At 62.9% G+C, this 19,804-nt stretch carries 14 protein-coding genes; 9 read left to right on the forward strand and 5 right to left on the reverse strand.

The window, feature by feature from the left end:
• The first annotated feature begins 18 nt into the window (after positions 1–18).
• The 9 genes from LL253_RS14680 to LL253_RS14720 all read left to right on the forward strand — a co-directional run bounded on the left by LL253_RS14680 (position 19) and on the right by LL253_RS14720 (position 11,389).
• A complete protein-coding gene (locus tag LL253_RS14680) occupies positions 19–2,646 on the forward strand; it encodes a TonB-dependent receptor plug domain-containing protein (protein WP_228227662.1) in 2,628 nt (875 codons plus the stop codon).
• A 14-nt stretch (positions 2,647–2,660) separates the two neighbouring features.
• Entirely contained in the window at positions 2,661–2,861 is a 201-nt protein-coding gene (locus LL253_RS14685; RefSeq protein ID WP_228222872.1) for a hypothetical protein, read from the forward strand.
• Between the two features lie 98 nt (positions 2,862–2,959).
• A complete protein-coding gene (locus LL253_RS14690) occupies positions 2,960–4,273 on the forward strand; it encodes a dicarboxylate/amino acid:cation symporter (protein ID WP_228222887.1) in 1,314 nt (437 codons plus the stop codon).
• Between the two features lie 9 nt (positions 4,274–4,282).
• On the forward strand, positions 4,283–5,779 hold the full coding sequence (locus LL253_RS14695) for an alginate export family protein (protein WP_228227663.1): 1,497 nt from the start codon (positions 4,283–4,285) through the stop codon (positions 5,777–5,779).
• Between the two features lie 512 nt (positions 5,780–6,291).
• A complete protein-coding gene (locus tag LL253_RS14700) occupies positions 6,292–6,723 on the forward strand; it encodes a MarR family winged helix-turn-helix transcriptional regulator (RefSeq protein ID WP_228227664.1) in 432 nt (143 codons plus the stop codon).
• A 72-nt stretch (positions 6,724–6,795) separates the two neighbouring features.
• Entirely contained in the window at positions 6,796–7,305 is a 510-nt protein-coding gene (locus LL253_RS14705; protein WP_228227665.1) for a 2Fe-2S iron-sulfur cluster-binding protein, read from the forward strand.
• On the forward strand, positions 7,302–8,288 hold the full coding sequence (locus LL253_RS14710) for an FAD binding domain-containing protein (protein WP_228227666.1): 987 nt from the start codon (positions 7,302–7,304) through the stop codon (positions 8,286–8,288). Before LL253_RS14705 ends, LL253_RS14710 begins: the two co-directional genes overlap by 4 nt.
• A complete protein-coding gene (locus tag LL253_RS14715) occupies positions 8,285–10,597 on the forward strand; it encodes a xanthine dehydrogenase family protein molybdopterin-binding subunit (RefSeq protein ID WP_228227667.1) in 2,313 nt (770 codons plus the stop codon). The genes LL253_RS14710 and LL253_RS14715 overlap by 4 nt, the downstream gene beginning before the upstream one ends.
• 216 nt (positions 10,598–10,813) lie before the next feature.
• Complete coding sequence (locus LL253_RS14720) at positions 10,814–11,389, forward strand: hypothetical protein (protein WP_228227668.1); 576 nt, start codon at positions 10,814–10,816, stop codon at positions 11,387–11,389.
• Between the two features lie 55 nt (positions 11,390–11,444).
• Here the strand turns inward: LL253_RS14720 and LL253_RS14725 are convergent, their stop codons facing one another.
• The 5 genes from LL253_RS14725 to LL253_RS14745 form a co-directional block, all read right to left on the reverse strand.
• Positions 11,445–11,924, reverse strand: a complete 480-nt coding sequence (locus LL253_RS14725; RefSeq protein ID WP_228227669.1) for a helix-turn-helix domain-containing protein — start codon at positions 11,922–11,924, stop codon at positions 11,445–11,447.
• A 90-nt stretch (positions 11,925–12,014) separates the two neighbouring features.
• Positions 12,015–15,092, reverse strand: a complete 3,078-nt coding sequence (locus LL253_RS14730) for a UDP-N-acetylmuramoyl-tripeptide--D-alanyl-D-alanine ligase (RefSeq protein ID WP_228227670.1) — start codon at positions 15,090–15,092, stop codon at positions 12,015–12,017.
• On the reverse strand, positions 15,089–16,276 hold the full coding sequence (locus LL253_RS14735; RefSeq protein WP_009823613.1) for an HlyD family efflux transporter periplasmic adaptor subunit: 1,188 nt from the start codon (positions 16,274–16,276) through the stop codon (positions 15,089–15,091). Before LL253_RS14735 ends, LL253_RS14730 begins: the two co-directional genes overlap by 4 nt.
• On the reverse strand, positions 16,273–18,420 hold the full coding sequence (locus tag LL253_RS14740; RefSeq protein ID WP_228227680.1) for a type I secretion system permease/ATPase: 2,148 nt from the start codon (positions 18,418–18,420) through the stop codon (positions 16,273–16,275). The genes LL253_RS14735 and LL253_RS14740 overlap by 4 nt, the downstream gene beginning before the upstream one ends.
• Positions 18,421–18,422: 2 nt before the next feature.
• Entirely contained in the window at positions 18,423–19,745 is a 1,323-nt protein-coding gene (locus LL253_RS14745; RefSeq protein WP_228227671.1) for a TolC family protein, read from the reverse strand.
• Between the last annotated feature and the right edge of the window lie 59 nt (positions 19,746–19,804).

Consider the following 19,804-nt stretch of genomic DNA (forward strand, 5'->3'; position numbering starts at 1 on the left):
CAACTGTTTAAAGCATTGATGATGGGCACAGCATGCGCGGCCGCGGCGCCGGTTTGGGCACAGGACGTGCCTGGGCTTCGCCCCGCGCCTGACAGTCCATCGGCTCCAGCGGAGGCGACCACGCCCGAAACCCAGTTGGAGCCGCCTGCACCCGACGCCCCGCAAGAGATGGCCGAACGTCAGTTGAACGATATCGTTGTCATCGGTTCGCGCGGTAAACCGCGCACGGACGTGGACCGGCCGGTCGCAGTGGACGTTGTGAGCAATATCGAGCTGCGCGCCACTGGCCAGACCGATCTGGGCCAGCAAATCCAGTTCACGTCGCCCTCGTTCAACTCGGCCAAATATGGCGTCAACGGCGCGACCAATTTCGCTGACCCTGCGTCGCTTCGCGGCCTTGCGCCCGATCAGGTGCTCGTGCTGGTGAACGGCAAGCGCCGCCACCAATTTTCCGCTATCAATCTCAATGTCGCGCCCGGCCTGGGCACCGTTGTCACCGACCTCAACTCGATCCCAACCGGCGCGGTGAAGCGGACTGAGGTGCTGCGCGACGGCGCTGCCGCACAATATGGGTCCGACGCCATCGCCGGCGTCGTAAACATCGTGCTGAATGACCAGGTTGGCAACTATCTGGAGGCCAATGGCGGCATCTACCAGGAAGGTGACGGCTTCACCAACAAGATCAGCCTGAACCATGGGATCGCGCTCGGCGGCAGCGGCGGTTTCATCAACTACACCCTTGAATATTTCGGGTTCGAAGGGACCAACCGCTCCGACACCTATACCGGTGCGCTCTACCCCGCGACGCCCGCCAATTATGCGGTAACGGGGCCGACGCCCAACTTCCCCTACAGCACCGCCGATCCGCGTGCCGACCGCGGCGTCTATCCGCAAACGCCCTTTGTCGTCGGCAATTACGGCGCCAATCGCAATCGTACCTATCAAGCCTTCGTGAACGCATCCTATCCCATCAACGACGACACGAATATCTATGCATTCGGCGGCTACAGCCGAAAGGATATTCGCGCGTTCGGCTTCTTCCGTTCGGCAGCGGTCTTCTCCAACGCATCGCTTGGCATCTACCCCGACGGCTATGTGCCGGTACTACCGGGCACCTCGATCGACTGGTCGGCGGCCGGTGGCATCAACAGCGTGGTCGATGACTGGAAGGTCGACCTGAGCCTCGGCTACGGCGACAATCATCTCGATCAGAACGCCCGCAACACCGTCAACGCATCGCTCGGCAATGCCAGCCCGACCGAATTCTACGTCGGCCGTACCGCCTTCAACCAGTGGACCGCCGATTTCAACGCATCGAAGGACTTTGGTCCCGTCGGCTTCATCGGAAAGAGCCTGAACGTTGCGTGGGGCGGGCAGTATCGCCGTGATAATTTCATCGTGAAGCGTGGCGACCCTGCCTCCTACGCCGTCGGGCCACTCGCCACGACCGGCAAGGCGCCTGGCGCCAACGGCCGGCCGGGCTATGCGCCAGCGGACGAGAATGACGTGAGCCGCCATTCGGTTGGCTTCTATGTCGACGCGGAAGCGGAGTTCAACGATCGGCTGCTGGTCGCAGCGGCGCTTCGCTTCGAGAAATATTCCGACTTCGGCAACAATCTGTCGGGCAAGCTGGCTGGCCGATACAAGATCACTGACCAGATCGCGCTGCGCGGCTCTTACAATCGCGGCTTCCGCGCCCCCTCTCTCCAGCAGACCGGCAATCGAGTGAATACCTCGACTGTCCAGAACAACCTGATCCTCATCACCCAACAGGTGTCGAGCGACGATCCGCGCCTCGCTGCGCTTGGCGTGCCCGACCCGAAAGCGGAGATATCGAACAGCTATTCGCTTGGCATCACCGGCGATCTCCCGGATGTGCTCGGCGGAAAGGTCACGGCCACCATTGACGCCTTCCAGATTGACATCAAGGACCGGATCGTCATCACCGAAGGCCTGCTCACCGCGCAATATCCGGCGGTCCAGGCACTTTTCCCGCAAGCGCGAGAAATCCGCTTCTTTACCAACCAGATCGACACCAGGACGCGCGGCGTCGATGTGGTCTTGACCTACAAGGCGGCGATAGGGCCTGACCAGACCCTGACGCTGACGCTGGCGGGCACCCATGCCAAGACCGACGTGCTGCGCCAGCGGGACACCCCCGTGGCGATCCTTGCAGGCGCATCGCCCACGGCGCAGCAGATCAAGCTGCTCGGCCAGACCGCGACCGAACTGATCGAGGTGGCGCAGCCGCGCACTAAGATATTGGGGTCGGCCAGCTATACCTGGGACAAGCTGACTCTGGGCCTGCGCGGCTCTTATTTCGGAAATGTGAAAGCCTTTTCCACCGGGCTCTCGTCGCAGGACAAGAATGTGAAATGCGACGCGACCAACCGCTGCGTACAGACCTTCCGGGGAAAAGCGTTGTTCGATGCGACGCTCAGCTACGCGTTCACCGAATCCTTCTCGCTGACGATGGGCGCGAACAACATCTTCAACACCTATCCCGACAAATGGAAGAACACGCGCGACGGCGATGTCGGCCAGGCGGCATCCTATTCGGACGGCCAGACGCCCTACACGCGCAACGCCAACCAGTTCGGTTTCAACGGGTCCTATTATTTCATCACTGCCGGCGTGAAGTTCTAGAAAGGAGCAGGGGCATGGCGCGCATTCTTCCAATGGATACGATCAGCAAGGAAGAGTTCGACCGGCTTCGCCGGCACATTCCAGCCGTCACCAAAGAAGGGGTCATGGCGACCTACGGCATCAGCCAGCACAGCTGGTACAAATTGCGGGACGGCAAGCCCGTGAAAATCAAGGTCATCCAGAGAATGCGCGAGCGGTTCGCGGCAATGGGGTGACCGCGCCCGCCCGGATCAATCCCTTTCCCCAATCGATCCGGGCGCAGGCGGTCGTCTGATCGGATAACTATAAGGTCGTACGCGTGACAAAGTTGACAATGGATATGAATAGCGGCGTGGCGAAGACTGCGCGACGCCCATGGTATGCCAGCCTCTATGTGCAGGTGCTGACGGCGATCCTCGCAGGCGTCCTTCTAGGGCATTTCGCGCCGGCAACAGGTGAGGCCCTCAAGCCCATTGGCGACGGCTTCATCAAGCTCGTTAAGATGATCATCGCGCCGGTCATATTCCTGACCATCGTGACCGGCATCGCAGGGATGCGCGATCTTGCTTCGGTTGCACGGGTCGCTGGCAAGGCCTTCGCCTATTTCCTGTTCTTCTCAACGCTGGCGCTGATCGTCGGCCTTATCGTCGCCAACATCGTCCAGCCCGGCGCAGGGCTCGATATCGACCCCGCCTCGCTCGACGCCTCCAAGGTCGCGGGCTATGCGGCCAAGGCGCATGAAACGACATTGATCGGCTTCCTGCTCGCCATCATCCCCGACACGTTCCTGTCGGCGCTGACTGCGGGCAACATCATCCAGACGCTGTTCGTCGCCATCCTCTTCGGCGTGGGCCTAGCCTTGATTGGCGATCGCGGCGACCGTATCCTGGCCGCGCTCGACGATCTGTCGCTGGCCGTGTTCAAGGTCGTTTCACTCGTAATGAAAGCGGCCCCTATCGGCGCTTTCGGCGCTATGGCGTTCACTATCGGTAAATATGGCGTTGGCACACTCGCCAATCTGGCGACGCTCGTCGCCGCCTTCTATCTAACGTCCCTGTTGTTCGTCATCGTCGTTCTCGGCACCGTGTCCTGGATCGCCGGATTTTCGATCTTCCGCCTGATCGCCTATCTCAAGGCCGAGTTGCTGCTCGTGCTCGGCACATCCTCATCGGAAAGCGCACTGCCGAGCCTGATCGAAAAGATGGAACGCGCAGGCTGCCCCAAGTCGATCGTAGGCCTTGTGGTGCCGACCGGCTATTCCTTCAACCTCGACGGCACCAACATCTACATGACCCTCGCTGCGCTGTTCATTGCGCAGGCGACCAACGTCCATTTGTCGATCGGCGAGCAATTGCTGTTGCTGGGGGTCGCGATGCTGTCGTCCAAGGGGGCAGCCGGCGTCACCGGCGCGGGCTTCATTACCCTTGCGGCGACCCTCTCGATCGTGCCATCGGTGCCGGTCGCCGGCATGGCGCTGATCCTGGGCGTCGACCGCTTCATGAGCGAGTGCCGCAGCCTCACCAATTTCATCGGAAACGCTGTGGCTACCGTCGTCGTTTCGCGCTGGGAGGGGCGGCTAGACCGCGATCGTTTCAAAGACGCGATGGCCGGCCGGGTGTTTACCCCTGACACAGTCCCGGCCGAGTAAGTCGCAATCATGCCTTACACCGGCGCCCAGATCGCCAGCGGCCTCGTCGCTACACTCGCCAGCGGGGCTTTCCCAGCCGCGCTGGCCCAGCAGACCCAAAGCGGGAGGGCGTCGATCCCGGATACCGTATCACCTGCCGTCACCGGCTACCCCAGCAACGCCATCGGGGAAGGCGCCAGTCCAGGCGGCTACAACCTGTCGCGGTGGGCCGAGGACTGGCGCGTGATGCGCGATCCGGCAGAGCGCGACGATCTTTTCGATCGTCTTAAGTTTTTGCCGCTCAGCGCCGACAAGGAGGTGTATCTCACGTTATCAGGCGAGGCGCGGCTGCGCATCAACCACACCACCAATCCCAACCTGCGGGAGGCGCGCGCCCAGCGGCAGGACATCCGCCGCTTCGTCGGCGGCGCCGATCTGCATCTGGGATCGCACCTGCGCGTCTATGGCGAACTGGCGCATGGGGGCATCTCGGGCGTGGAACTAGGCGCTCCTCCGGCGACGCTACGCAACGACATCGTGGTGCAGCAGGCGTTCGTGGAGGGGAATGCGACCGTGGGCGACGTGGCGCTGGGTGTCCGCTATGGTCGGCAGGAGTTCACCGATGGGCCGAACCTTCTGGTGTCTCAACGCGACAACAACACGATCCGCTACACATTGAATGGCTGGCGGGCATGGGGGCGTGGACCGAAGATGCGGATCGACACCTTCGACCTTCGCCCGACGCAATATGGCGACCTTGGAACGGACGACGACGTGATCGACCCCGAACGGCGCTTTTCGGGCCTGACGATGGGGTTCGCGCTGCCCACCCGCTGGCTTGGTGGATCGAAACTTTATCTCGATCCCTTTCTCTGGCGCCGCCGCAATCGCGTCGGCACCTGGGGCGGACGGGTCGGCCCCGCCACACGCCATTATTTCGGCGCACGCCTTTGGGGCGAAGTCGGGCCGCTGACGATCGACTGGTCGGCCAACCATCAATGGGGCCATTTCATCGATCAGCGGACGGACGCCTGGCAGATATTCCTGGCCCAGACCTATCGCCTCGGGTCGTCCCGCTCCGCACCGCGCATGGGCTTCCATGCCGACTATGCGAGCGGCGGGGGCGGCTATGGCGACGGCAAGCTGCGCAATGCCTACGCGCCGTTCGGCAACAACATCTATTATAGCTATGCGCTGTTCCTGACGCCATCGAACCTGATCGCAATCGCTCCCAACCTCACGGTCTCGCCGACACGCCGGCTTCGCGTCACAGCTGAATATCAGCTTGCCTGGCGGGACAGCGTAACCGACGCCGTCTATCGCGCCAGCGGTCAGCCCTTCGCGGGTACTCAGAATGTCCGCTCAGCCAAGATCGGTGATGTGGCCCGGCTCCAACTCGTCTGGTCGATTACGCCGCGGCTGTCCTTCACAGGGCGCTACGAACATTTCGCCGCCGGCCCGGCGCTCACCAAAGCGGGCTATAGCAGCTCCGATTTCCTTGCCGGCTGGATATCGATCCGCTTTTGAAACATAACGCGCCGCATGGGGTAGGGGCTTCTCCGGGATCGCATTCTCTCCAGGAGCCTCAGCTGTAATTCGGTTTTTCGAACAGGCATAAGCCGCTAAGCGCACCAAAAGAAAACTGATAATATATCTTATGTTAAATAGTCAGCTGTTTTGCCATTTCTGTTTTGCCAGCGAATAACCGCGGTATCTCGGGAGCTTCCGGCATATGCCGACCCATACCAGCCGGTCAGCGCCGTATTGTCACTTACCAAATACGGACCGTTCCCAATTCCTGTGGGTACTCACTAGCAGCCTATGGCGACCTGCCATCAGGCCAATGCAGCGACCGGCCGCGCCTCGGATGAAGGATCATCCATTAGGCCATGCATGCACACCACAGCCCAGACATGGAGACCGGACGATTTCGAAAGCGCTAAACGGCTCACACATAGCCGATAACGGCTCTGCGGTCCTGACCTGCCATCGACGTCGGATCATTGCCCAAAGCGGCCCTAACGGGATATGCGGAATGAATGACTGATCCGACTGAAGACCAGCTTGCCACGCTCGGCAATGCGTTTGAAACCTTTACGCGCCGCTATAAGCTGGCCGATGCGCGGCGCGCCGAACGGCCGCTTGCCGAACTGGATAAGGCAGTGCTGCTCTATATCGCCGAGCACGCTGGTTGCGGCCCGACTGATGTTGCTCGCTTTCTCGGCGTGCCCCAGACAACTTTGTCCTCGGCGACGGACCGGCTTGTCAGGCGCGGCTTTCTTAAGCGGGAACGGATCGAAGTCGATCGCCGCGCCGTGGCGCTCACGCTCACCAAGGACGGCGAAGCCTATGCCAAGGCGCAGGTCGAGGCCTATCGACAGATATATATGCTCATGCTCTCGCGGCTGTCGCCCGATGAAAGGGACCGGTTCATCGCAATGATCACCAAAATCGTCTACAACGATAGTTGAATAGTCCGACCGTCGTTGTATCTTCGTAAGCGGTGCGGCATGGTTGGCAAACCGTCAGGAATGGAGCGACGTATGATGATATGCGTGAACGGCATCGAGATTTCACCGCCGGACGACGCCAGGGTCTCGCTGCTCGATCTCTTGCGGGAGCATCTGCATCTTACCGGCACGAAGAAGGGGTGCGATCAGGGTGCCTGTGGTGCCTGCACGGTTCTTCTCGATGGTGATCGCGTCCTGGCCTGTCTTACGCTGGCCGCGCAGGCGGAAGGCCGCGACGTTCGGACGATCGAGGGCCTCTCAGGCGAAAGTGACGATCTTCACCCGTTGCAGCGCGCCTTTGTCGAGCATGATGGGCTACAATGCGGCTATTGCACGCCCGGCCAGATCTGCTCGGCAATCGCCATGGCCGAGGAATTGCGCCGCGGCGATCCCAGCTATGTGACCCATGATCTCGCCGCCGGGCCACCGGTCGCGACGCGCGCGGAGATACGCGAGCGCATGAGTGGCAATCTTTGCCGCTGTGGTGCGCACAATGGTATCGTCGAAGCCATCGAGGCGATGCTGGCGGAGACCGCGGCATGACCCCCCTGACCTACATCCGAGCGTCGGACCGGGCGGACGCGCTTGCGCGTGTCGGCACCGACGGTCGATTTCTGGGTGGCGGGACCAATCTGGTCGACCTCCTGCGCCAGAATGTCGAACAAGCAAGCGCTTTGGTCGACATCAGCCGCCTGGACGGTGCCATCCGCGAAATCGAAGGCGGCGGATTGCTCATCGACGCATCGGTCAAGAATGCCGCACTTGCAGCCCATCCGATCGTCCGCAGTCGCTATCCCGTACTCGCGCGTGCCTTGCTCGCCGGCGCCTCGGCGCAAATCCGCAACATGGCGACGGTCGGGGGCAATATCCTCCAGCGCACACGCTGCATGTATTTCTACGATGCCGATGGTGCGCGCTGTAACAAGCGGCAGCCTGGGGCCGGATGCGATGCGCTCGACGGCTTCAATCGCTATCACGCGATATTGGGCGCGTCGGACCAATGTGTCGCGACGCACCCCTCCGACATGTGCGTCGCCCTCGCCATGCTTGACGCCGTGGTTCATCTATCAGGGCCGGCCGGCGAACGGCAGGTGCCGCTGATGGATTTCCATGTCTTGCCGGGGGATATGCCGCAAATAGAGACAGTGCTGAAGCCCGGCGAGCTGATTACCGGCATCGAACTGCCGCCGCCATCGGATGCGATCGCGAACTCTGAATATCGCAAGGTGCGCGACCGCTCCAGCTACGCCTTCGCGTTGATCTCCGTCGCGGGCGGCCTGTCGCTCGCCAACGGGCAGGTCACGCAAATCCGCATCGCGCTGGGCGGCGTCGCCGCCAAGCCCTGGCGGGCAAGTCGGGCCGAGCACGCTCTGCTCGGCCGGGCGCCGACGCCCGACGCTTTCCTGGCTGCGATCCGCGAAGAACTCGTCGATGCCCAGCCGCTGTCCGGCAACGCCTTCAAGATCGGCCTCGTAGAACGAACGACGGTCGCCGTCCTGACCGCCCTTGCAGGAGCGAACGCATGACCAAGCTTCAAAACGCCATCGTCGGCGGCGTGCGCGCCGTGATCGGCCATGTGCCCGCAAGCTGGCTGCCGGGGGGCACGCCGGATCCGCTGATCGACAAGCGGGTGGCGCTTGGCGGGCAGCAGTCGCGCGTTGACGGACCCGACAAGGTGCGCGGCGCTGCTCGGTTTGCCGCCGAAGTACCAATGGAAAATCTGCTTTACGCCGCCTTTGTTCATTCCACGATCGCGCGCGGCCGCATTGCTGATTTGGATGTGTCCGCAGCCGAGGCGGCGCCGGGCGTCGCGCTGGTAATGACCCATCGCAACGCGCCTAAAATGGCGGTCCCGCCGCCAATCGGCATGACGAACCTGAAGGCCGCGGGCAATCACACATTGCCGATCATGCAGGATGCCGAAATACGCTGGAATGGCCAGGTCGTGGCGGTGGTTCTGGCCGGAACCCGTGAACAGGCCGACCATGCGGCGACACTGATCCGCGTGGGTTACGACACCGCGCCGGCGCGCACACGGTTCGAGGAAGGCAAGGCCAGCGCCTATACGCCGGAATCGATGCTTGTCGAAAAGAACAGGCTCGACAAGGGCAACGCCGCCAAGAAGCTTGCGGAAGCGGCGTTCAAGATCGACGCCGTCTACACGACGCCATGGGAAAACCATAATCCGATCGAGCCGCACGCCACCACGATCGTCTGGCAAGACGGCAAGCTGATCGTTCACGACGCGACCCAGATGATCCACGGCACTGCCGGTTCGCTCGCGAAGATATTCGGACTGAAGGAAGGCGATGTTCGGGTCAGCTCGCCCTATGTGGGCGGCGGCTTTGGCGCCAAGGGCCTGTGGGACCACCAGATTCTCGGCGTGGCTGCTGCGAAGCTCGCCGATCGTCCCGTGCGCGTCGCTCTCACGCGCGCCAATATGCAAAGGTTGATCGGCGGGCGAACGCAGACGGAGCAGCGGGTGGCGCTGGCTGCGGATGCGGACGGCAAGCTCAAGGCGCTGCTGCACCATGGCTATGGCGTCAAACCGCTGCACAGCATCTGCGATGAAGGGTTCACCCTTACCGGGCGATCCCTCTACGCTTGCGAAAGCTTCGACATCGTCCAGCATTATGTCGATCTTGATCTGCTGGCGAACAGCTTCATGCGCGGGCCGGGAGAGACGCCGGGCACATTCGCAATTGAATGCGCGATGGACGAGTTGGCGCATGCTATCGGCATGGACCCAATCGAACTGCGCCGCCGCAACGTTGCGACCCGCGATCCGGTCAGTGGCGCGCCGCACTCGCAAAGCGCGATGATGGAGGCCTATGATATGGGCGCCGCGCGCTTCGGCTGGCACCGGCGCATAGCCCAGCCGGGAATGCGGCGCGAGGGTGAGTGGCTGATCGGCATGGGCTGCGCCAGCGGCACCTTTCCGTTCATGCGGATGCCCGGCACCTCGGTGCGGATCACCATCGACACCAGCGGGGACGCTTATGTCGCCAGCGCCGCGCATGAAATGGGCATGGGCACGGCGACGGTGCAACGTCAGCACGCTGCCGATCGCCTTGGCCTTCCGCTTGATCGTGTCACGGTGACGATCGGGGACTCAAGCCTCCCCTTCGCCAGCTTTGCCGGCGGATCGTCGCAGACTGCATCGCTGGCCGCCGCGATCAGCGCGGCGAGCGGGAAGCTTGTCGCCGAATTGCTGCGGCTCGCGGGCAACGACACGCCGCTGGCCGGCCTCAAGCCCGCTGAGGCCGAGTTCGCCGACGGGGGCTTGCGCAGTGTTGAGGATCCCTCCCGCAGTGAGAGCTTCGCTTCCATCCTCCGCCGGTCGGGGCGGGAGGAACTAAGCGTCGTGGGCGAAAGCGGAGCGCCGCTTGAGATCATGAAATATGCGATGCACAGCACCTCGGCGAATTTCTGCGAATTGCGCGTCAGCGACGTGACCGGAGAAATTCGCGTGGACCGGCTCGTGGGTGCCTTCGACTGCGGCCACATTCTCAATGCCAAGACGGCGACCAGCCAGTTTAAAGGCGGCATGGTCATGGGTCTTGGCATGGCCCTCACCGAGGAAACGCTGCTCGACGAACGCACCGGCCGCATCATGAGCACATCCTTGGCTGACTATCATGTGCCGGTGCATCTGGACGTGCCCGATATAGATGTCCTGTGGACCGGCATCCCCGACCCCCGTACCCCACTCGGCGCGCGCGGCATTGGAGAGATCGGCACCACCGGTGTAGCCGCCGCCATCGCCAACGCGGTGTTCAACGCCACGGGAAAACGAATCCGCGACCTGCCGCTCACGCTCGACAAGCTGCGCTAACGCGCATTTCGACAGGGACCATTTTGGTCACGCCAACCAGCGGGTGTCCGTTTACGCCGAGCCGCAATTACTGGCCCCCATTTAGGTGCTGGCTAATCCGCTTATGATGTTTCAGCTGTGACACTTTGCCAGCGGGTAAAGTGTCACAGCCGACAAAGCGCGACTCGGCTGAAAAACGGGATTCCCATCTGCATAGCTTTGTGCTTGATTCACGATATGTTTCACGCATCCGTCCCGTCCCGCATGGTGGGCGGCAGCGACATTTCGCTGTTGCTCGACCAATTGGCTCATTGCTGCTCACGCCCGCGTTATGCCTTCATGCTGCTGACGCTGATCGCCGATGTGGCGCGGCCCGATGGCAGCGCAGGACCGTTGGTGCGGGTCGAAGACGGCCTCGTGCCTTTGCGCGACTGGTTGTGTGACGCATTGACACCAATGGGCCAGCGTGATCCGCGCCGGTTGGCATTGATCGAACGCGTGCGGGAAGAGTTGCGGGCCAACGGTCAGATCCTCGGAGACACAGAAGCGGACGCAAAATTGGTTCACGATGAAGTACAGGTGCGCGTGCGCGCTTCAGGAAAGACCAATTTGAGTCGGGCAGCATCGGAACTGGTAAAGGCCGGATTGCTCAAGCGACACTATCAGGGCTATCGCGTGGACCATCTCAATCGCGGCGCCCAGCGTCAGGCGGTCTACACATTGACCGGACGCGCCAGAGCACTGGTCTCCAGCCGGCCTGGCCCACCCAGGACGAACGCGCCCGCCCGCCAGGGGGATCTCTTCGCATCCTGACGCGCCGCGGCCAGACGGCGTAACGATATAGGGCGATGTCGAAGTGTTTGCTTTCTTACTCCATCTCGCCAAGCCCTCTCTGTCGATTGTTCGCCATCGGGATGAACGATACAGGTTTCGTCGTCCCTCCCTGCTCGGATGCCGCCTCGCCTGCTTCGAACAAATGCACGAGGAAGGCGATCATCGCTTGACGCCCATTCTCGCTCAGTTCGACGATGACGCGGCGATGATCAATCGGGTCGTAGCGTCGCGCAACAAGTCGGGCCTCCTCCAGCCCCTCGATACGGCGCAGGGTGCTGGTCGCGCTTTCTCCGGATACGGCCATGGTTTCCTTGACGCACATATTGCGTCCTTCCTCGGCGACGATGAACAATTCCAGCATGATGTCCCAGGCTGCATCGCGGAACACGTGCTTGGGAAAATGTTGCGAGCAATTGATCCGCGCCTGCTGGGTTTGCCGCGCCAGCGCCACCAAGGACCGGCTCGGCTTGGTGCCGTTCCCCCGCTTGGCCATGCTGTAATCACGCGAGCCCATGCAGAATTCCTTGCATTATGTTCTCGTGGAGCAGGGTCGAGCTTGAAGATGAGTAGTTAAGAATATGTCAATTCCTTGAAAAACTTGGTTTCATGACGCCAGCAATGCCGGCGAACGCGGCATCGCGATGGTATCAGCCTCCGCCTGGATGGCTTGAACAATCTCATGAACGCCGCTACCGTGGGATCCTTTGACAAGCACAATGTCTCCATCGCGGATCAGCTCTGGCCAGCTGGCGTGCAGCGTCGCGAGATCCGGTGCATGGATGCCACGGTGGCGGGGCGGCAGGTCGGCGCAGAAGCGCGCGTAAAGAGGCCCCACGGCATGGACGACATCAATGGAAAGGCCCGTGGCGAGCGGAGCCAGATCGGCATGATAGCCCTCCGCCCCCGGGCCCAGTTCCAGCATCTCACCCAATATTGCCACGCGACGGCCGCCGGCCTGCGCGCCCAGCAATTCCAGCGCGGCGGCCATCGATGCCGGGTTCGCATTATACGCCTCGTCAATCAGCAGGATGCGCTTGCCTTGAACGCACAGCGCCGCCACGTCTCCGCGGCCGGCGAGCGGCCGGAAATCTTCTAGCGCGCTCATTCCGCGATCGGGTTCGAGCGACAGCGCATGCAGCGTGGCCAGTACCGCCAGGCTGTTGACCGCCATGTGCCGGCCGGGCGCGGCCAGATGATAGCCCATGCGTCCCGAAGGCGTCTCGGCTTCCAGAAAGTTGCCCTTACGGCTGATCAGGCGGATGTCGGCTTGGGGGGCCTCACCATAGCTCACTATGCTCAATCCGCGCGCCAGTGCCAGAGCGCGCACCCGCGCCAGTTCCGCCATGTCGGCATTGAGGATGGCCGTCGCGCCGGCAGCCATCCCTTCAAAAATCGCGCTCTTGCGGCGCGCCACCGTCGCGAGGTCATGATGAAATTCCAGATGCGCGGCTGCGATGTTGGTAAAGACGGCGACGTCCGGCCGCGCCAGCGCTGCATTCTGTTTCATGCGCCCGATCGCCAACTCCATGACGACATGCGGCGTATCCCAGGCGATCGAGGCCAGGTTCCAGCCGATGCCATGTGGCAGGTTGGCGTTAAGCCGGCTTGTACCGACCTTTCCCCATGGCCGCAGAGCCTGCGCCAGCATCGCGACCATCGTCGTCTTGCCGGCGCTCCCGGTGACGCCGATCAACTTGCCGCGCATCATCGACCGAGCGTAGCGACCTAGAGCCAGCACCGCGTCGCCATTGTCGCGCACCGACAAAACCGGCAATTCTGCATCGGCAAATGCCTGCGGCGCGCTGGTAATGATGCCCCGAGCTTGTGGTTTTACCCGGTTAACCTGGCGCGGTGGGATGCCACGCTCGGCGTCCTCCTCTCCGCGCATCACGACCATATCGCCGTCCTGAAGGCTCGGACGATAGATGCACAAGCCTGTCGCTCGCCAATCTTCGGGCGGAGACCGAACCCATGTCCCGCCCGTTGCGCGCGCTACATTGTGCGCGGTCCAGCCGATCTCGTTGGCATCTGCCGTGCGCTGGCGCAGCAGATGCTGGCGATAGGCGACCAGCCCCGACAGATAATGTTCGACATCGTCGATCCGCACGCGAAAGGCGTGATGGCGAATGAAAAAGCTGCCAACGATTCGGCGCGGGTTGGCGAAAAACATCGCCAGTTCCGGCCAGAAATGGCCGTTGAGCAGGTAATGGGCGCGCGCGTGTAGCGCCCTGTCGAACCGCTCGCGATCGAAATCGTCCAGCAGATGGCGATGTTCAGGATCCTGGGCCAACCGATCGATCATCCCCTGCGCCGCCATCATCAATTCCAGCAGCGTCGGGAAGGTCGTGATCCGATATTCGACAAAATCCAGATAGTCCCGGACATTGTCCAGGCCAAAGCGGAACCATGCTTCTTCGGGGCAATGGCGGGTAAGTTCATTGGCGCAATAGCCGAGCCAATGATCGTGGGCCGCGGCATGACCGGCCGCGATGAAGTGCCTGACTGCACGGGTCGCCACCGCCAGCCAGCGCGGATCCTTGGTCAACCCGTAGAGCCGCATCAGCCCGAATGCCGCTTCGCCGTCATAATAGATGATGCGGAAGGGCTGCTTTACGCGCAAGGTTGGATATTGGAGGATATGGACGAAGCCGCCGCTGGCCGCATCCTGCATATATGCTATTCCTTGCGCCAGCCGATCGAGCAGCGGGCGATATCGGTCGGATGCGAACAACTCGCTATACTTCACGAGCGCCAGCACGCAGACCGCATTGCCGCCCAGCTTTATCTCCTCGCCCGCGTCGATCAGAAACGCGGCCGGTGAGCCGTCGGGCAGGGCGACCTCCCGGATCAGTGCGCGCTCAAGATAGCCCAGTCCGCGCTCGATCGCTGCAAGCACGTCCGGCGCACGCGTCACCTCCCAGCTTTCCAGCATGGCGTAGAGCGTGCTGGCATGGCGCAGGCTGTTATAGGCGACGATTGGCCTGTCAAAACAGGGATGCCAGCCATAATGGAAGCGCCCATCCTCTCTCACCTGCGACGCCAGATAGGCGCTGCCGTCGGCGATCATCTGCTGGAGCAGTTCGGGATCCAATTGCTCGACAGTCCGGCGCCCGGCATTGCGTCCCTGCTGCCGGATGGCATGAATGACGCCATTTTCTCCTTGGAACAGGCCGGCCGTCGAAAACAGCCATACCGGCGCGTCATCGCTGAAATCGAGCGGGTCGACGCCATGGCGGATCCGTGCATAGCGCCGGAAATTCGCCTCGTTCAGGGTCGCGGTGGGATGCCCCTTGCCGCCATAGAGCATGGCATTGGCGTTGATCTCCGTCTCCAGGAAGGCGCGCTCCAGACGTCCGTCCAGTGCGATGCCCAGGCGGAAATAATTGCGCTTCGTCCGCCCAAGGCGCGCGCGCAGGTCGCCCCAGTCGATCTGCTCTACCGCCCGCACCCAGTCGACGCGCAGCCAGCAGCCTTCAGGCGCCGCCCGCTTCAGCACAGTCTCGGCGGCCGCCCAGCAGCTTTGCGCGTTCGGGCCGGCGAAGCGGAGCGTGCGCGCACGCGTTTCGCCGTCGGTGTAGGACAGGAACAGCACGACGCCCGGCGTCCCGTCGATCATGATCGGGTCGATATGCGCCAGCCGATCGCCGATTGCCGCCAGCCTGTCCGTCAGCGTCGGCCTCATCGCTCGCGCAGCCCTTCGCGCGCCCGGTTGAGCGGCTTCATCAGATATTGCATCACGGTCTTGCTGCCAGTGTGGATGTCGACAGTCGCGATCATGCCCGGCACGATCGGGAAGCGCTTGCCCGCCTTGTTGACAAGCGCGACGGAATTGGTCCGCACGAATACGCGATAATAATATATGTCTGGATTGACCTCGTCCCGTATCGTGTCGGGCGAAATGCTCGAAACGACGCCATTCAGCCCGCCATAGATGGAATAGTCATAGGCGGTGATCTTGACCGTCGCGCGCTGGTTCGGGTGGATGAACGCGATATCGCGCGGCGAAATGCGCGCTTCGATCAACAATTGGTCGTCCAGCGGCACGATCTGCATGATTTCGCCGTTGGGCGCGATCACGCCGCCGATGGTCGATACCTCGATGCTCTTCACGACTCCGCGCACGGGCGATCGGATGGTCAACCGCTCCAACGTGTCGGACCGACCACGCACCACCGGCCCGAGCGCTTCCACTTCTTCGCTGACCTTGGCAAGTTCCTGCTGCGCCTCGACCAGATATTGCGATCGAAGGTCCGCCTTCTTGAGCGCCAGCTCGGCGCGCTGACGCTTCAACCGCAGCACCTCGACATTGCTGGCCGCCCCCACCTCGATCAGGGATTCACCGATCTTGACCTCTTTGCTGATGAGGGCGAGCGATTCGTCGATTAGTCGTTCGGAACTGGCAAGGCTGCTGCGCCGGTCATGATACAACCGGCTTTCCGCCGATTTGAGGTCCGGATAGTCATCGAGTTCGGCTGGAAAGTCGATCGCCGAACCTGTCACCTCCGCCCGCAGCCGCGCCGCGCTGGCAAGCGCTGCGCGATATTTCGCGGCGCTTTCCTCCACTGTCGATCCCGCCTGGGTCGGATCGAGCTGCGCCACGATCTGGCCAGGGTGCACGATATCGTCCTGCCGGACCATTAGTTTGGCCAATATCCCGCCTTCCAGCGACTGGATCACCTGTTCGCGGCTGGTGGGCACAACCCGGCCGCTGCCACTGGCCACCTCGTCCAGCCGGGCGAACCAGGCCCAGCAAAAGGCGACGAGGAACAGCGCCGCGAGCAGCCAGACCAGCCGCCGCGCACTCCTGATGCGGCCACGCCCTTCATCGTCGAACTGCCAGTCATCGTCCATCACCGTGCTGGTCATGCCACCCTCGCCCGGTTGGCCTGCATGGTGCGCAGCGCTGCATCGCGCGGCTGGTCCAGCAGGATGGCGCCATTGTCGATCACGATCACCCGGTCCACCAGTTCCAGCACGCGCATCCTGTGCGTCGCCACCACCAGTGTCCGCCCCTCGGCCCACCCCTTCAGGCCGTCGATGAAATTGCGCTCCGACACCTCGTCCATGGCGGCAGTCGGCTCATCCAGCAGGGCCACGCGCGGATGGCGCAGCAACATGCGAGCCAGGAGCAGCGACTGCACCTGCCCGCCCGAAAGCCCCTGCCCGCCTTCCAGAACGACATGCTCCAGACCGCTGCGCAGGCGGCGCACGAACTGGAGGGCGCCGGACATCGCCAGCATCGACACGATTTCCTCATTGGACGCATCGGGCGCCCCCAGCGTCAGATTTTCGCGGATGCTGCCGTGGAACAGGCGGCTGTTTTGCGACAGGAAGGCGACGTCCCGGCGCAGGTCCGCAGGGTCCACATGGTGCATCGCCAGATTGTCTATCAGCATTTCTCCCGACACTGGCGGCAACATGCCGGACAGGGCTTGCAGCAGCGTCGACTTGCCCGCGCCGTTGCGACCCAGCAGCGCGATCTTATCCCCTGCGCCGATTTCCAGCGCATCGATGGTCAACGCCGGCGGGCTGTTGGGATCCGCGTAGGTGAAAACGCCGCTGCGGACACTGAAGCTGCCCTTTATCGCATCGACGGAGATGCGATGTTCGGCTTCGGGCCGATCCACCGGCAGGCGCATGATCTGGTTGAGGCTGCCCATTGCAACCCGCGACTGCTGAAACCGGCTGAGCAGCGCCGTCACTTGCGACATGGGCGCCATCATCCGCGATCCCAGGATAGATGAAGCCACCAGGGCGCCCGTCGTGATGTCCCCGGCGATCACCATCGGTGCGCCCACGCACACGATGCCGGCGTAAACGCCATTTTGCACATTCTGCGTCCATACGGTCAGACTGTTGGTAAGGCCGCGCAGTTTCAGCTGCGCCTCTCCTGCTTCGGCATTGTACCGGTTCCAGTGCTGACGAAACCGCTCCTCCGCCTGTAGCGACTTGATGTCTTCGATGCCCTGCACGGCTTCTACCAGCATGGCGTTGCGCAGCGACGATTCTCGCATCGATGCGGTGGCGTAGACCCGCAATTTCCGCTGGGCCAGCAAGCCGGGCAGGATCAGCAGGATCAGCGCGCCGATCGGCACCAGCACCAATGGCCCGCCGATCGACCAGAGGATCACCAGAAAAATCAGGAAGAAGGGCAGATCAGCCATCGCCGCCACGGTGGTGGAGGTCAGCAGGTCGCGCACTTGGTCCAGATCGCGCAATTGCGCTATGAATGTGCCCGTCGATGTCGGCCGCGCGCGGTTGCGGACGTGAAGCGCATGGCCGAACACCCTGTCCGACATGCGCAGGTCTGCCCGCTTGCCGAGCACATCGACGATGTTCATGCGCAACCGCCGAAGCAGGAAATCGAACCCGATCGCCAGCGCGACGCCGAACGCCAGGATGTAGAGCGTGGGATAGGATTCGGCCGGGACCACGCGATCATAGACCTGCATGGAAAAAATGACGCCCGCCAACCCCAGCAGATTGGCGATGCACGATGCCACCATCACATGCACATAGGATCGGCTGTCCTGCCACAATATGCGGCGCAGCCAATTCTCCTCCTGCTTATGGATATAGGGGTCCACCCGCATGTCCGGAGCCGCGCGCGCCGGCCGGGCGATCACGACCATGGACGCTTCGCGCGCAATGTCGGCTATCGGGCGGTGGGCCATCAGTCCCGCTTCCCCCGACAGCGTCAGTGTCGCCTCGCCATCCTCTCCGATCGCCGTGACCAGGGCCAACGCGCCATCCGCCATCCGCACGATCATCGGCAAGCGCCACCCTGTCAGCGGCTCGCGTCCGCCCACCGGACGAAAACGCACCGACAGGCCCAGCGCCCGGGCCATGCCGCGTACCCGGGCCTGTTCTCCGTCCAGTCCCGCCCACAGGCCTGTGAGCTTGGCGACCTGTCCGCTGTTGGGCAGCCCATAATGGCGCGCGACCTGCTGCAGCATGTCCAGCCAGCTATCGACTGGCGTGGCGTCGGCCGGACTGATCGGCGGCGTCATCTTCACAACGTTACCCCGCGCACGACGGTGCCGCTCAGGTGAAAGGCTGCGCGGGTGCGTCCGGAATTATAAAGGCAGTCCAGTTGCAGCCGACGCAGATCATGGGCGCTGTTGACCGCCTCGAACCGGACCTGCTGGAATTCCTGCTCGGCGTTCAGCAGGTCGACCAGCGTCCGAGTTCCCATCTGCAGATACTGCATGCGATAGAGCTTGCCCGTTTCGTCCATATTGTCCTGGCGCGACGCTAGCGTCTGCAGGAGGGCGTTGAGGCTGTCGATCTGCTGCTGGGCCTCGGCCAGCCGCTGCTCGGCTTCGTTGCGCGCGCGCTCGGCGGCGGCGTCGGCAGCCTCTAAGGCAAAGGTCGCGCCGCGCACCCGCGCCTTGCTGATACCGCCGCCAAAGACATTGCCGGTCACGTTAAGGCCCAGTGAATAGGCACTGCGGCGATCGGAAAAGGGATCAGACACGTCGATCGTGCCAGTTCCGCCGATCGATACGGTTGGCATCTGGTCCGCGCGGCGGCGCTTGAGGTCGGCCGACGCCTCTTCCCGTTGCGCCTCTGCCACCATCACGGCGGGCACCTGTCCCCAATCGGGGGGCGGCTGCCGACACGCCAACATCAACCAGCCAGGCGCATTTTCCGCTACCTCGTCGGGCGGTTTGGTACGTCCCAACAGATAGGCCAGATTGCTCGACCAGCGGCGGCGCGCTGCCTCCACCTGCGATAATGTCGCGACCGCCGCTTCGACGCGCGCAAGCGCTTGCAACCGGTCCGACTTGGTGGCGGCGCCCATGGTGACGCGATTTCCGACCAGCTCGCTGATCGCCCGCACCCGTTCCAGCTGCTCAAGCGCGACGGCGTGCAGCGCCTCGCCGCGCTGCACCTCGATCAGCGCATAGCCGGTGTCGCGGACCAGCTGGTCGATCGCCAGCAGCATTTGCGCCTCGCCCACGCGCGTTCCCGCCCGCGCCAGATCCACCGCGCTTGACACCTTCCCGAAATCGAAAAGCATCTGCGATGCGTTGATCTGCGGACGGGGCCGCCAGTCTGCCGTCAACCGGCTGTCCAGCCCGGTCGCCAGCCCTGCGCTGATTTGCGGCGAATAGCCTGCGCGCGCGACATCCACTTCTGTTTCACGCGCGTTGAGTTCACCAGCGGCCTGGGTCAACGCGGGATGCCAGGCGATGGCCTCGCGCGCCGCCGCTTCCAGCGTCAGAGGGGCGGCCTGGGGCGCTGCCGGGCCGACGGGCGCAGCAGCGGTGAAGAACATCCAGCTGCCCGTCGCTACGAGACAGGCTTTGCCGCTATGGAACCAAGTTCCCATGTCGGTCACATCCTCATCCAGTGATGAACAGCATGCCCGACACAGATTACCGATAAGCT

It is taken from the genome of Sphingobium soli (assembly GCF_020782245.1).
GTDB classification, from domain to species: Bacteria; Pseudomonadota; Alphaproteobacteria; order Sphingomonadales; family Sphingomonadaceae; genus Sphingobium; species Sphingobium soli.